Genomic DNA, 12,703 nt, shown 5'->3' on the forward strand with positions numbered 1-12,703 from the left:
CCGACGACCCGCGCATTGAGCCCTACCGCTCGGTGCGCGAGCGGGACCTGGTCGGCCGCGAAGGGCTGTTCGTGGCCGAGGGGCGGGTGGTGCTGGAAAAGGCGGTGGCCGCCGGACGTCACCCGCTGGTTTCGGTGCTGGTGGCCGACAGCCGGCGGGGCGCGCTGGGCGAGGCGCTGGCCGGCCTGCCGCCGGACGTGCCGGTCTACGTCGCCGCCCAGCGGGTGATGGACGCCATCGTGGGCTTCCCGATCCATCGCGGGATCCTGGCGCTCGGGCGCCGCTCCGAGCCGACCGCCGCCGAGCTGCTGGCCGGCCTGCCGGGCCAGGCGCTGGTCGTGGCGCTGTCCGCCATCGCCAACCATGACAACATGGGCGGCCTGTTCCGCAACGCCGCCGCCTTCGGCGCCGACGCGGTCATCCTGGACGCGGCCTGTTGTGATCCGCTCTACCGCAAGGCCATCCGCGTCTCGGTTGGCGCGGCCCTGACCACGCCGTTCGCGCGCCTCTCCCCGGGCGAGGACCTGGTCGAGACCCTGACCGCCGCCGGGCTCGAGGTGATCGCGCTGTCCCCGCGGGGCGAGCTGGAGATCGCCGAGCTCTCGCCGGGACCCCGAACCGCGGCGCTCTTCGGCGCCGAGGGACCGGGCCTCGCCCCGGAGGTGCTCAGCCGCGCCCGCACCGTCCGCATCGCCATGGCCGGCGGCTTCGACAGCCTGAACGTGGCGACCACGAGCGGCATCGTCTTGCATCGGCTGGCTGCGACAGCCCGCCGCACCCCGCCCACCGAAAGCCCGCCTTAACCCCGTCGGCGCAAGCTCGCCGGCGAGTTGGGGTGATGAACACGATGAACCGAGGAGCCTTCGCGGCCGACCCATCCGGGCCGGTCTTCGACCGCGCGCTGCGCCTCGCCCGGGCCCTCTTAGGTGACGTCGACGCCCAGATCGCCGTGCTCGGCCCCGACGGTCGCTGGCGCGCCCACGACCCTGGCTGCCCCATCCCCCCCGACCTCTCGGCCAGCCGCAAGGTGGTCGAAGCCGGCCAGGTGCTGTGGATCGGCGACGGGTGCGCGGCCTGCGAGCTGTGCGCCACCGCCGCCGGCTGCGCGCCCCATACCCGGTTCTACGCCGGCGCGCCGGTTCGCCTGGCCGACGGGACCATCCCCGCCGTCCTGTCCGTCGCCGGCCTCGCCTCCCGCGAGTACGACGCCGAGGCCGCCGGCCGCCTGCAGGACCTCGCCGACTTCGTCGCCGACGAGTGGAGCCGCGCGCAGGCCCGCGCCGATCACGAAGCCTCCGCCCGCGAGCGCGACGTCGCCCGTACCGCGTTGGCCGGGATCGTGAACACCGCGCCGATCCCCCTCGTCATCGTCGACCGGGAATTCCGGGTGCTGGGCGCGAGTCCCCGCTGGAAGGAGATCCGCGCCGGCGGCGCCGACGTTCGGGGCCGCAACCTGCTGGACATCGCCCCGGAAGTGTTCGGTCGCTTCCGCCCCGCCCTCGACCGCTGCCTCACAGGCGAGACCGTCTCGGTCGACCGCCTCGCCGTGCCCTCAGCTGGCAGCGAGGTGGAGTGGGTCCAGGCCGTCGTCGCGCCCTGGCGCGACGCCGACGGCGAGGTGGGCGGCCTGATCATCACGTCCCACGACATTACCGCCGTGGTTCGCGCGCTCGAGCAGGCGGAGCGGTCGGAGGAACGGCTTCGGCTCGCCCTCGAAATCGCCGACATCCATGTCTTCGAGATGGACTATGTGCGCCAGGAGCTGATCAAGGCCGGCGCCGAGGACACCTTCTTCGAGCAGCCGAAGACCTACGTCGACATGCTCCACCCCTGGGACACCATCGACCCCCGGGACCGGCCGCGCGTCCAGGAGGCCTGGACCCGGTTTGTCGAGGGCGGCGAGCTTTACCAGCCGGAGTACCGCGTCGCCCGTAGCGACGGCCGTGAGGTCTGGGCCGCCGGTACGGTGCGGCTGATCCACGACGAGGAGGGCAGGCCCGTCCGGCTCGTGGGCGCGATCCAGAACATAACCGCCCGGAAGTCGCAGGAATGCGCGCTGGTGCGGGCGAAGGAGGAGGCCGAGGCCGCCAATCGGGCGAAGAGCGCCTTCCTGGCCACCATGTCCCACGAAATCCGCACGCCGCTGAACGGTGTGCTGGGGATGGCCCAGGCGATGGCCTCCGGCGAGCTGTCGCCGCCGCAGCGCGAGCGCCTGGAGGTCATCCACCAGTCGGGCGAGGCCCTGCTTGCGATCCTCAATGACGTGCTCGATCTCTCGAAGATCGAGGCCGGCAAGCTGGAGCTGGAGCAGACCGAGTTCGATCTCGCGGACCTGGCGCGTGGCGCCCACGCCACCTTCGGCGCGGTGGCCGAGGCCAAGGACCTGCTGTTCGAGCTGAAGATCCAGCCCGCAGCGCGAGGGGCCTACCTCGGCGACTCCGTGCGGGTGCGCCAGATCCTCTACAACCTGGTCTCCAACGCCCTGAAGTTCACCGACCGAGGCGGTGTCCGGGTGTCCGTCGGGCGAAGCGCCGGGATGCTGAAGATGACGGTGACGGATACCGGCATCGGCATCGCCGCCGACAAGCTCGCGAGCCTGTTCAACAAGTTCGAACAGGCCGACGCGTCGACCACGCGCCGCTACGGCGGCACGGGTCTGGGGCTGGCCATCTGCCGGGACCTGACCGAGCTGATGGGCGGGACGATCGCGGTGAAAAGCCGGCCGGGGCGGGGGACCACCTTCAGCGTCGCGCTGCCGCTGCCCAAAGTGATCGCTTCCGCGGCGCCGGCGCGAGCGCCGGTCGAGGCCCAGCCGATCGCGCTGGATGATCGGCCGCTGAGAATTCTGGCGGCGGAGGACAACGCCACCAACCAGCTCGTCCTGAAGACCCTGCTGGGGCAGCTCGGCCTGGAGCCTGTCATCGTCGCTAACGGCAGGGAGGCGGTGGAAGCCTGGGGGCGCGAGGCCTGGGATCTGATACTGATGGACGTCCAGATGCCTGAGATGGATGGACCCAGCGCCACAGCGGTCATCCGCACCCAGGAGGCGCTGGAGGGCCGACCCCGGACGCCGATCGTGGCGCTGACCGCCAACACGATGAGCCACCATGTGGCTGAGTACTTGGCCGCGGGCATGGACGGTTTCATCGCCAAGCCGATTGAGGCCGCCAAGCTGATCGCCGCCCTGTCGGAGGCGCTGAACGGCGGCGACGGCCAGGCGGCGGCGGACGCCGCCTAGGCGGCGAGAAGACGCCCTCCCGCCGGGGTGTGTGCGCCGGCAGGAGGGCTCGCGCCGCCGAGCGGGTCAGGCGGCCTGGCGGTCGGCCTTCGCCGGGACGTTGCGAGCGACGAAGCCGGCAAATGACTCGCCCACGGTGCGGAGGAAGTCGGTCGTCGCCTCGCTGACCAGGGCGCCGGATTCGTCGAACAAAGACAACGAGTTGGCGATGTAGACCTCCGGCTGGCCGAGCACCGGCATGTTGAAGAAGCTGAGCATCTGACGCAGGTGGTGGTTCGCGCCGAAGCCGCCGAGGCCGCCGGCGGAGGTGGAGACGATCAGGGCCGGCTTGTCGGTCCACACCGCCTTGCCCCAGGGGCGCGAGCCCACGTCGACGGCGTTCTTCAGGAAGCCGGGGACCGAGCGGTTGTATTCGGGCGTGACGAACAGCACGGCGTCGGCGCCGGCCACCTCGCCGCGGAAGCGGGTCCAGGCCTCGGGCGGCGCGTCGGTCTCCAGGTCGGGGTCGTAGTGCGGCAGGTCGCCGATCTCGACGAAGCGGAAGGCGAGCTGGGCGGGGGCCAGGTCAGCGATCGCCTGGGCGATCTTGCGGCTGGCGGAGTCCTTGCGGAGCGAGCCCACCAGGACCGCGACGGTATGGGATTGCGACATGATCTGGGTTCCAGTTCGGTCAGGGGTTGCCTGGGTAAGGGGTCCGGCGCGGGAGGGTTGCGCCGGTGTGACGGGAAGATGGGTCACGCCTTCAGCGTTGATAATCCGGCTCGGATGCATAAGTTTGCTGCCGGAGAGGAAACAATCGCATGGACCGGTTCGACGAGATCGAGGCGTTCGCCGCGGTGGCTGACGCGCGCAGCTTCACCCAGGGCGCGCGGCGGCTGGGGGTCTCCAGCGCCCAGGCGTCGAAGCTGGTCGCCCGGCTGGAGAACCGGCTGGGCGCGCGGCTGCTGAACCGCACCACGCGCGACGTGTCGCTGACCGACACCGGCCGGGCTTACCTGGAGCGGGCGCGGCGGCTGATCGAGGACTACCAGGCCCTGGAGGGCTCGGTGCGGGACCAGGACGGCTGCCCGCGGGGCACGCTGAAGATCTCGGCGCCGGTGTCGTTCGGCGCAAGCCAGCTGACCCCGGCGCTGCTGGATTTCGCGCGGGCGCACCCGGAGGTGGCGCTGGACGTGTCGTCCACCGACCGGATGGTCAACCTGGTGGAGGAGGGCTTCGACGTGGCCGTCCGTATCGGGGCGCTGAGCGACAGCTCGCTGGTGGCCCGCAAGCTGGCGGCGGTGCGGATGGTGACCTGCGCCTCGCCCGAGTACCTGGCGCGGGCCGGCACGCCGCAGGCGCTCGAAGACCTGGCCGAGCACGAGGCGATCATCGACACCAACGCCCGCGACCCGATGGTCTGGCGCTTCGGCCCCCACAGCGAGCGGCGCGACGTGCGGGTCAACGGGCGGCTGAGCTTCTCAGGGGCGGACGCCTGCGTGGCCGCCGCCCGGCAGGGCTTCGGCATCACCCGAACGCCGGCCTTTGCGGCGGCCGAGGACCTGCGGGCCGGGCGGCTGCAGCCGGTGCTGTGCGCGTTCGAGCCCGAGCTGATCCACGTGCACGCGGTCTACCCGCACGGCCGGCACCTGGCGCCCAAGGTGCGATTCTTCGTCGATTTCCTCGCCAAGCGCTACGCCGGCGAGCCGGAGTGGCACCAGGGCTGGGGCTCGAAGCACCCGGTGAAGGCGGTTCTCGCGGAGGCCTAGCCGAACGCGCTCAGGGCGCCGCCGGACCGAGGTAGTCCGGCCCGTACACGGCTTCGCGGATGTCGTGGTGCAGGCGGCCTTCGAAGGGCGTCTTCTGCACGAAGAAGACCGCGGTCAGCCGGTTCGCCGGATCCACCCAGAAGAGGGTGGAGGCCGCCCCGTCCCAGAAGAATTCGCCAGTCGCGCCGCGGTTCTCGGCGGAGTCCTTAGGCGGGCCGGTGCGCACGGCGAAGTTCAGGCCGAAGCCGACGTTCCCCTTCGACGGCAGCCAGATGCGCTCGGTCACCGCCGGGTCGAGGTGATCGCTGGCCATCAGGCGGACGGTGGAGGGCTTCAGGATCCGCGCGCCGTCCAGCTGGCCGCCGTTCAGCAGCATGCGGGCGAAGCGCATGTAGTCGTCGACAGAGGAGACCAGGCCGGCGCCTCCCATGGTGAGCCGCCGCGGCCGGAAGTTCATGGCCAGGGTCTGCTCGTCGGGCTGGCGGGCGAGCTTGCCGTCCGCGCCGACCACATAGGTGGCGGCGAAGCGGGCGAGGCGGTCCTGCGGCTGGGTCCAGCCGGTGTCGGTCATGCGCAGCGGCGCAAGGATGTGCTCGCGCACGTACGCCTCGAACGGCTGGCCGGTGAGGGTCTCGACCAGCAGGGCCTGAACGTCGACTGAGACCGAGTAGCTCCACTCCGCCCCCGGGTCGAAGTGCAGGGGCACGCGGGCCAGGCGGCGGCCCATCTCGGGGAGGTCGTTGGAAAGGGCCAGGGGATCCAGCCGCCTGAACTCCGCGTCCGGGGCGTCTGCGCGCATCCCGTAGGAGAGACCGGCGGTGTGGCGCATCAGGTCCCTGATGGTCATCGGCCGGGACGGCGGCCGGGTGAGCGGACGTCCCGCGGTGTCGGTTCCGACCTGAACCCGCGCCTCGCCGAAGTCGGGCAGGTACTGCGCCACCGGATCGTCGAGGCGGAAACGGCCCTGTTCCCAGAGCTGCATCAGGGCGACGCCGGTCACCGGCTTGGTCATCGACCAGATCTGGACGAGCGTGTCGCGGCGCATGGACCGGCGGGCCTCGCGGTCGGCGAAGCCGGCGGCGCCGAAGTAGCGCTCGCGACCGTCCTGCCAGACCAGGGCCGATACGCCCGCGGCGCGGCCGGCGGAGACCATCTGCTGAAGGGCGGCGTCCATCCGCCCCTTGTCGATCCGCACCGGCTGGGCGGCGGCGGCCCCCGCAGCCATCCAGAGGGCGGCGACCAGCGCCGACAGCAGCCTCAGCATCGCGACCTCCGATAGCGCTCACACCGGCGGCAGTGTCGACGCACGCCGTCGCCTTGGCCAGCCCGGCGGCGTGATGCGGCGTGGGAGATCATTGTTCAGTTGGCCGATCGGCGCCATGCTGCCGGAAAACCAGAACAACACCCAGGGAAGGACGCGCTCATGGCCGCCGACGGGAACATCACCAAGGACATCGTCTACGACGCGGTGGCGCCGGACGACTTCGAGAGCATGCTGGAGCTGGACCGCTACAACGCGCGCTCCACCGCCTTCGACAAGATCATCTCGGCGACCCACGACCATTTCTGGGATCCGCTGGACAAGAAGTACATCGACTTCGACCAGCCCTGGGACATGGAGAACGAGGCGCTCCTCCCCGACGACCAGATCATGAGCCTTGGCGTGCCCTATGTGCGCGAGCACCTCGAGGCCACGGGGCAGAAGGCCAAGTTCATCAACGAGATGACGCTGTGGCAGTTCTCCTCGATCCTGCACGGGGAGCAGGGGGCGCTGAACCTCTCGGCCAGCCTCTGCCACGTGCTGAAGGACCAGGGCGCGCAGGAGTATGCGGCCAACCAGACCCGTGAGGAGGCCCGCCACGTCACCGCCTTCGCCAAGTACATCAAGGCCCGCTGGGGCCGCCCGCGGCCGTGCGGCACGGTCCTGCAGCAGCTGCTGGTGGACATCATCTCGGCGCCGGAGGTCTACAAGAAGATCATCGGCATGCAGATGCTGGTGGAGGGCCTGGCGATGGGCGCCTTCGCCACCGGCTTCAAGTACAACCGCGACCCGCTGGCCCGGCAGCTGTTCCAGCTGGTGATGACCGACGAGGCCTTCCACCACAAGTTCGGGAAGATCTGGGCGGACCGGACGATCCCGAAGCTGTCCGAGGAGGAACGCAACACGGTCGAGGACTGGGCGGCGCACTGCTTCCAGGGGCTGCTCTTCAACATGGGCAACCCGGTGCAGCAGGCGCAGGTCTACCGCGACTTCGGCATGGACCCCGAGCGGGTGCTGGCCGGGGTGCGCGAGATCATCCAGAACGACGACGCCCGCCGCGAGCGGCTGAAGAGCCAGACCAACATCTTCCGGGTGCTCATCAAGACCCTGCTGAACGCGGGCCTGATCACCGACCGCACCAAGGCCTTCTACGGCACCTACGTCGACATGGACGAGCTGAAGACCGAGGGCGACAAGATGGTCGGCGACGACATCGCCGAGGAGGGGATCAAGTACCTCCAGGAGATCAACTTCAAGGACCGCGCGGCCGCGCCGGTGACGATCGCCGCGGAGTAGGGGTAGGCCATTCTCCTTCTCCCCTGGCGGGAGAAGGCGCTCGCCCGAAGGGTGACGGATGAGGGGTCGCGCGGGAGATCGTGCGGCCCTTCTTCTTTGCCCCATATCCGCTCATCCCGGCGAAAGCCGGGATCTAAGCGGGGTGGGGACAGCGCGTGACTCAGCTTGGGCCCCGGCTTTCGCCGGGGTGAGCGAAGGGTGGGGAGTTCGGGGTTTCCTCCTCTCCCGCGCCGGAGGCGGGGTGAGGGGCGGCTGGGATCTGTCCGCCTGTTCCGTGGCCTGCCCGCGGGCCCTTGTTTCCACCGCTCATCCCGGCGGAGGCCGGGATCCAAGCGGCCTTTGGGCGAGATCTGACTCAGCTTGGGCCCCGGCTTTCGCCGGGGTGAGCGGAGGGGAGGGGCTTTCTTCCTCTCCCGCGCCGGAGGCGGGGGAGAGGGCAGGGTGAGGGGCGGCTGGGACCTGTCCGTCTTTCCCGCGGGCCGCCCGAGGGCCCTCGGGGTCGCATCCGGCGCAGAACCGCTTCACGAGCCGGCCCTCACCCTACCCTCTCCCGCGGGGCGGGAGAGGGGGCGCGTTCCCACTGCGCGCCGCGACGAACGCCCGGACCCAAGCGGCGTTGGGACAACATCTGACTCAGCTTGGGCCCCGCCTTTCGCCGGGGTGAGCGGAGTGTGGTGGGCAGGGAGGTTCTTCTCCTCTCCCGCGCCGGAGGCGGGGGAGAGGGCAGGGTGAGGGGCGGCTGGGACCTCTCCGTCTCTCCCGCGGGCGGCCCGAGGGCCCTCGGGGTGGCGTCCGGCGCAGAACCGCTTCACGAGCCGGCCCCTCACCCTACCCTCTCCCGCGGGGCGGGAGAGGGGGCGCGTTCCCACCGCGTGTCCCGGCGGACTCAGCTTGGGCCCCGGCTTTCGCCGGGGTGAGCGGAAGGGGGGCTAGGCGGCGTCGCGGGCGGCGGCGAGTTGGTCGCGCAGGAGGTTGAGGGCGGTTTCCAGGGCCTGGAGGCGGACCTGGGCGCGGCCGACGTCGCCGTAGCGCATCTCGCGGTGGACGGTGGGGCCGCCCTTGCGGGCGCAGGCGAAGTGGACGAGGCCCGCAGGCTGGCCCGGCCCGCCTTCGGCGAAGCCGGTGATCGAGACGGCCACATGGGCGTGGCTGTGGGCGATAGCCCCCTCCGCCATGGCGCGCGCCGAGCGCTCCGAGACCGCCCCGTCGTTGTCGAGCACCTCCATGGGGACGCCCAGCATCTCGTGCTTGGCTTCGTTGGTGTAGGTGACGAAACCACGCTCAAAGGCGTGGGACTGGCCGGGGATGTCGGTGAGCAGCGAGGCCAGCAGGCCGCCGGTGCAGGACTCGGCGGCCGCCAGCATCAGGTCATGCTCGCACGCCGTGGCGAGCACGCGCTTGGCGAGTTCGTCCACATGCGTGGGGACGGCAGGATCGAGGGCTTCGGCCATTCGCGCCTAGTGCATGGCGCGGCTTCCGCCGCCCATCCGACCCATCAGCTCTTCCTTGCGGGCGAGGATGCGCTCGCCGACGGCCTTGGTGTCCATTTCGGACTTCTGGCACTCGGGGAAGTATTCCTTCTCTTCCTCCTCGACGTGGTGCTCGACCATCTCCTGCAGCACCTTGACCTTGGCGTCGTAATAGTCGTCGGAGGGCTGCATGCCTTCCAGCTGGGCGATCAGGTCCTTGGCCGACTGGTGCTCGACCTCGGCCTCGTTGACCGTGTCCTGCTCCTTCACGAACTCGCGGGATTCCGGATAGAAGATCTCTTCCTCGACCTGTGTGTGGACCTTCAGCTCAAGGGCGATCTGCTGGAAGATCTCCTGCTTGCGGGCGTCGTCTTCCTTGGCCTGCTCGTACTGCTTGAACAGGCGCTCGACCTCGCGGTGGTCGCGCTTCAGCACGGCGACGGCGTCGTTGCCGCGGGCGACGGGCGTCGAGGACTTCTTCGCCGCCGACTTGGTCTTCGACGACGAGGACGCGGACTTCTTGGCGGTCGAACTCTTGTTGGTCGTACCGGTGGTGGCCATGGATCCCTCCTTGGGCGCTCGGTCGCCGAGCTTCCGCCTGCCTGAACCCCTCGGAAAAGGCGCGGTTCCTCTTGCAATTGATGGGGGGAGCGGTTCGTAAGGACGAATGAGCCGGGGGCCGACAGTGACGGTGGCAGGCGCGGGGGCGCTAGGGCTGAGCGCGGCGCTCGCCCTGGCGGACGCGGGTTGCGTGGTCACGGTGTTCGACCCTGCGCCCCCGCTGGCCAACGCATCCGGCGTGGCGGCCGGCATGCTGGCGCCCGTGTTCGAAGCCGTGCTGGACGAGGTCGCCCGGCCGGACTTGGACCTGCTGATGGCGGCGCGGGACCTCTGGCCCGGCCTGGAGGCGCGCGCGGGCGTGCGGCTCGACCGCGCCGGCGCGGTCGCGGTGGGCGCGCCGCGGTGGCTGGGCGAGGTGCAGGCGCAGATCGTTCGCCTCGGGCTGCACGCCACCGAGCTGCCGCGGGCGACCCTGGACGAGGTGGCGGCCGGGCTCTCGCCGGTGTTCGACCGGGCGCTTTGGACCCGCGAGGATTGGCGGCTGGAGGCGGAGACGGCGCTGGCCGCGCTGCGGGCCGCCTGCGCCGCCGCGGGCGTGGCGTTCCGGGACGAGCCGGCCCGCGGCGCCATGGGGGCCGAACGGCTTGTGGTGGCCACCGGCGCCGCCCAGGACCTGACGGAGTTGGCGCCCGAGCTGGCGGCGCTGACGCCGATCAAGGGCCACATCGCCAGGCTTGCCGGCGCCCCGCCGCCCGCCATGACGGTGCGCGGGGAGGGGGTCTATGTGACCGCCGGGGCCGCGGGCGTGGTGGTGGGCGCCACCATGGAAGCCGGGGTCGCCGATCCTGCGCCGGATCCAGCGCAGGCCGAACCGCTGCTGGCGCGCGGCGTGAAGCTGTTTCCCGACCTGAAGGGCCGACCTCATCAACTGGGCGCCGGGGTCCGGGCGGCGACGCCCGACGGCCTGCCGCTGGTGGGCTTCAGCCGAGCGCCGGGCGTGGTCCTGGCCGTCGGCGCCCGGCGAAACGGCTGGCTGCTCGCGCCGCTGGTGGGCCGGATCGTGGCGGCTTGCGTGACTGAGCGGGAGCCCGGCCCCTATGCCGCCCGCCTCGCGCCGGGGCGGTTCGCAGGGGAGGCGTCATGAACGGCTTCTGGTTCACCGACGAGCAGGCGGCGATCCGCGAGAGCGTGCTGCGGCTTTGCGCACGTTTCGACGCCGAGTACTGGCGACGGACGGACGAGACGGGCGAGTTCCCGGAAGCCTTCGTGGCGGCCATGGCCGAGGCCGGCTGGCTCGGGGCGGCGATGCCGCAGGCGCTGGGCGGCTCGGGCCTGGGGCTGACCGAGGCGGCGATCGCCATGCAGGCCGTCGCCGAGAGCGGGGCGGGCTTTTCCGGCGCCAGCGCCCTGCACCTGAACATCTTCGGCCCCATGCCGCTGGCCAAGTTCGGCAACGACGAGCAGAAGCGGAAGCTGATCCCGCGGCTGATCTCGGGCGAGGACAAGCTGTGCATCGGGATCACCGAGCCGGACGCGGGGCTCGACACCACCAGCCTGACCACCCGGGCCGAGCGGACCAACGACGGCTGGGTGATTTCCGGCCGCAAGGTGTGGACGACCTCGGCCCAGCGGGCGAACAAGATCCTGATCGTGGCGCGCACCACGCCGCGCGGCCAGGTGGCCAAGTCCACCCAGGGCATCAGCCTGTTCTACGCCGACTTCGACCGCACGAAGATCCAGGCCACCCCGATCCCGAAGATGGGCCGCAAGGCGGTGGAGTCGAACTCCGTGTTCATCGACGGCCTGCACGTGCCGGCCGACGCCCTGGTGGGCGAGGAGGGGCGGGGCTTCTACTACCTGCTGGAGGGGCTGAACCCGGAGCGGGTGCTGTTCGCCGCCGAGTCGGTGGGCCTGGGGCGCGCGGCCCTGCAACGGGCGGCGCAGTACGCCAAGGAGCGGGTGGTGTTCGGCCGCCCGATCGGCCAGAACCAAGGGGTGGCGCACCCGCTGGCCAAGGCCTGGGCCGAACTCGAGGCGGCCAACCTGATGGCCTTCAAGGCGGCCGCCCTCTACGACGCCGGCCGCGAGTGCGGGGCCGAGGCCAACGCCGCCAAATATCTCGGGGGCGAGGCGGGCTTCCACGCGTGCGAGGCGGCCGTCCTCGCCCACGGGGGCATGGGCTATGCCAAGGAATTCGACGTAGAGCGCTACTTCCGCGAATCCATGATCGCCCGCCTCGCCCCGATCAGCCGGGAGATGGTGTTCAACTTCCTCTCCGAGCGGGTGCTGGGGCTGCCGCGCAGCTACTGAGCTAGTCCGGCAGGCGGAAGGCGATCGGGATCGACACCTGGGCGCCATCCACCGGCTGGCCGTCCACCGTCAGCGGGCTCATCCGGAAGAAGCGGGCGAGCTTGAGCGCCGCCTCCCCGAAGCCGACGTTGGCGGGCGTTTCGGAGGTCACACGGCAGGCGGTGACGCCGCCGTTCGCCTGGACGGTGCAGCTCATCACGGCCCGTCCCTCCACCTCCATCCGGGCGGCGCGCTCGGGATAGTAGCGGGCGAGCTCGCCGGCGCCGGGCTTGCGGAGCCAGTTGGGATGAGTGACGTCGGCCATGCGCGGCGGGTCGGGCTGGGCCGGGGGCGTCACCACCTGCGGCGGGCCCGGGTCGGCGGTCGGCTGCGGCGGATCGATGATCAGCGGCGGCGTCGGCGTGGGACCGGTGGTCGGCGCCGACTGGTGGACCCGGATCGGAGGCCTGGGCTGCGGCGGGGTCTGCGGCGGGGGCGGCGGCGGCTTGGGCGGGGTCCAGATGTCGATCGTCACCGGCGGCGGGTCCTCGATGATGCCCGGCGCCGGGGCAACGAATTTCATGTATGCAACATATCCGCCCACCACGACGTGCACGCCCACCGAAACGGCGATGGCGGCGGTGAGGTGCTTCGGGCGGCCCGTCCCTCGAGAGTCGAAGGTGAGCGGGACGTACTGACGGGCGATCACGGCGTCTCCTCCTTTATCTTGCAACAATGAAACATTGTTGCAAACGAGAGAGAACTCCTGATCCGGAGCGGCGTCAACGCCGAGCTTGCGGCTGACGTTGTAAGAAAAGCCCGCTCGCCAGGACTAACCTCA

The 12,703-nt window shown here is 71.0% G+C and carries 11 protein-coding genes; 6 read left to right on the forward strand and 5 right to left on the reverse strand.

Features of this window, described 5'->3' with window-relative positions; translation table 11 throughout:
• Positions 1-32: 32 nt before the first annotated feature.
• Both VIL67_RS00485 and VIL67_RS00490 read left to right on the forward strand, forming a co-directional pair.
• Entirely contained in the window at positions 33-803 is a 771-nt protein-coding gene (locus VIL67_RS00485; protein ID WP_332046880.1) for a TrmH family RNA methyltransferase, read from the forward strand.
• A 44-nt stretch (positions 804-847) separates the two neighbouring features.
• Positions 848-3,238: an ATP-binding protein gene (locus tag VIL67_RS00490; protein ID WP_332046881.1), complete on the forward strand. Its 2,391-nt coding sequence runs from the start codon at positions 848-850 to the stop codon at positions 3,236-3,238.
• 66 nt (positions 3,239-3,304) lie between these two features.
• Here VIL67_RS00490 and VIL67_RS00495 read toward each other — a convergent pair whose 3' ends face one another.
• A complete protein-coding gene (locus VIL67_RS00495) occupies positions 3,305-3,889 on the reverse strand; it encodes an NADPH-dependent FMN reductase (protein WP_332046882.1) in 585 nt (194 codons plus the stop codon).
• 149 nt (positions 3,890-4,038) lie between these two features.
• Here VIL67_RS00495 and VIL67_RS00500 point away from each other — a divergent pair, with 149 nt between their 5' ends.
• Positions 4,039-4,986 carry a LysR family transcriptional regulator gene (locus VIL67_RS00500; protein ID WP_332046883.1) on the forward strand — a complete coding sequence of 316 codons (948 nt, stop codon included), beginning with the start codon at positions 4,039-4,041 and terminating at the stop codon, positions 4,984-4,986.
• 10 nt (positions 4,987-4,996) lie between these two features.
• Here VIL67_RS00500 and VIL67_RS00505 read toward each other — a convergent pair whose 3' ends face one another.
• The gene (locus VIL67_RS00505; RefSeq protein ID WP_332046884.1) at positions 4,997-6,250 is read right to left on the reverse strand and encodes a serine hydrolase domain-containing protein; all 1,254 of its coding nucleotides are present in this window, start codon (positions 6,248-6,250) and stop codon (positions 4,997-4,999) included.
• 159 nt (positions 6,251-6,409) lie between these two features.
• Between VIL67_RS00505 and VIL67_RS00510 the strand changes: the two genes are divergently transcribed.
• Positions 6,410-7,543 (forward strand): ferritin-like domain-containing protein, encoded by a 1,134-nt coding sequence (locus VIL67_RS00510; RefSeq protein ID WP_332046885.1) that lies wholly within the window; start codon positions 6,410-6,412, stop codon positions 7,541-7,543.
• 929 nt (positions 7,544-8,472) lie between these two features.
• Here the strand turns inward: VIL67_RS00510 and VIL67_RS00515 are convergent.
• Together VIL67_RS00515 and VIL67_RS00520 are read right to left on the reverse strand one after the other, a co-directional pair.
• Positions 8,473-8,994 (reverse strand): CinA family protein, encoded by a 522-nt coding sequence (locus VIL67_RS00515; protein ID WP_332046886.1) that lies wholly within the window; start codon positions 8,992-8,994, stop codon positions 8,473-8,475.
• 6 nt (positions 8,995-9,000) lie between these two features.
• Positions 9,001-9,573, reverse strand: coding sequence for a hemerythrin domain-containing protein (locus VIL67_RS00520; protein ID WP_332046887.1), 573 nt, complete (start codon positions 9,571-9,573; stop codon positions 9,001-9,003).
• Between the two features lie 106 nt (positions 9,574-9,679).
• On the opposite strand from VIL67_RS00520, the gene VIL67_RS00525 reads away from it, so the two are divergent.
• Both VIL67_RS00525 and VIL67_RS00530 read left to right on the forward strand, forming a co-directional pair.
• A complete protein-coding gene (locus VIL67_RS00525; RefSeq protein ID WP_332046888.1) occupies positions 9,680-10,717 on the forward strand; it encodes an NAD(P)/FAD-dependent oxidoreductase in 1,038 nt (345 codons plus the stop codon).
• On the forward strand, positions 10,714-11,883 hold the full coding sequence (locus VIL67_RS00530) for an acyl-CoA dehydrogenase family protein (protein WP_332046889.1): 1,170 nt from the start codon (positions 10,714-10,716) through the stop codon (positions 11,881-11,883). The genes VIL67_RS00525 and VIL67_RS00530 overlap by 4 nt, the downstream gene beginning before the upstream one ends.
• 1 nt (position 11,884) lies before the next feature.
• Here the strand turns inward: VIL67_RS00530 and VIL67_RS00535 are convergent, their stop codons facing one another.
• The gene (locus VIL67_RS00535; protein WP_332046890.1) at positions 11,885-12,571 is read right to left on the reverse strand and encodes an energy transducer TonB family protein; all 687 of its coding nucleotides are present in this window, start codon (positions 12,569-12,571) and stop codon (positions 11,885-11,887) included.
• Positions 12,572-12,703: the final 132 nt, after the last annotated feature.

Source organism: Phenylobacterium sp., from assembly GCF_036563385.1.
In the GTDB taxonomy this organism is placed as follows: Bacteria; Pseudomonadota; Alphaproteobacteria; order Caulobacterales; family Caulobacteraceae; genus Phenylobacterium.

What these genes read in the sequence shown, in the direction of transcription:
- VIL67_RS00490 (WP_332046881.1), top strand. Translation starts at nt 848, where the DNA reads ATGAACCGAGGAGCCTTCGCGGCCGACCCATCCGGGCCGGTCTTCGAC.
- VIL67_RS00495 (WP_332046882.1), bottom strand. Translation starts at nt 3,889, where the DNA reads ATGTCGCAATCCCATACCGTCGCGGTCCTGGTGGGCTCGCTCCGCAAG.
- VIL67_RS00500 (WP_332046883.1), top strand. Translation starts at nt 4,039, where the DNA reads ATGGACCGGTTCGACGAGATCGAGGCGTTCGCCGCGGTGGCTGACGCG.
- VIL67_RS00505 (WP_332046884.1), bottom strand. Translation starts at nt 6,250, where the DNA reads ATGCTGAGGCTGCTGTCGGCGCTGGTCGCCGCCCTCTGGATGGCTGCG.
- VIL67_RS00510 (WP_332046885.1), top strand. Translation starts at nt 6,410, where the DNA reads ATGGCCGCCGACGGGAACATCACCAAGGACATCGTCTACGACGCGGTG.
- VIL67_RS00515 (WP_332046886.1), bottom strand. Translation starts at nt 8,994, where the DNA reads ATGGCCGAAGCCCTCGATCCTGCCGTCCCCACGCATGTGGACGAACTC.
- VIL67_RS00520 (WP_332046887.1), bottom strand. Translation starts at nt 9,573, where the DNA reads ATGGCCACCACCGGTACGACCAACAAGAGTTCGACCGCCAAGAAGTCC.
- VIL67_RS00525 (WP_332046888.1), top strand. Translation starts at nt 9,680, where the DNA reads ATGAGCCGGGGGCCGACAGTGACGGTGGCAGGCGCGGGGGCGCTAGGG.
- VIL67_RS00530 (WP_332046889.1), top strand. Translation starts at nt 10,714, where the DNA reads ATGAACGGCTTCTGGTTCACCGACGAGCAGGCGGCGATCCGCGAGAGC.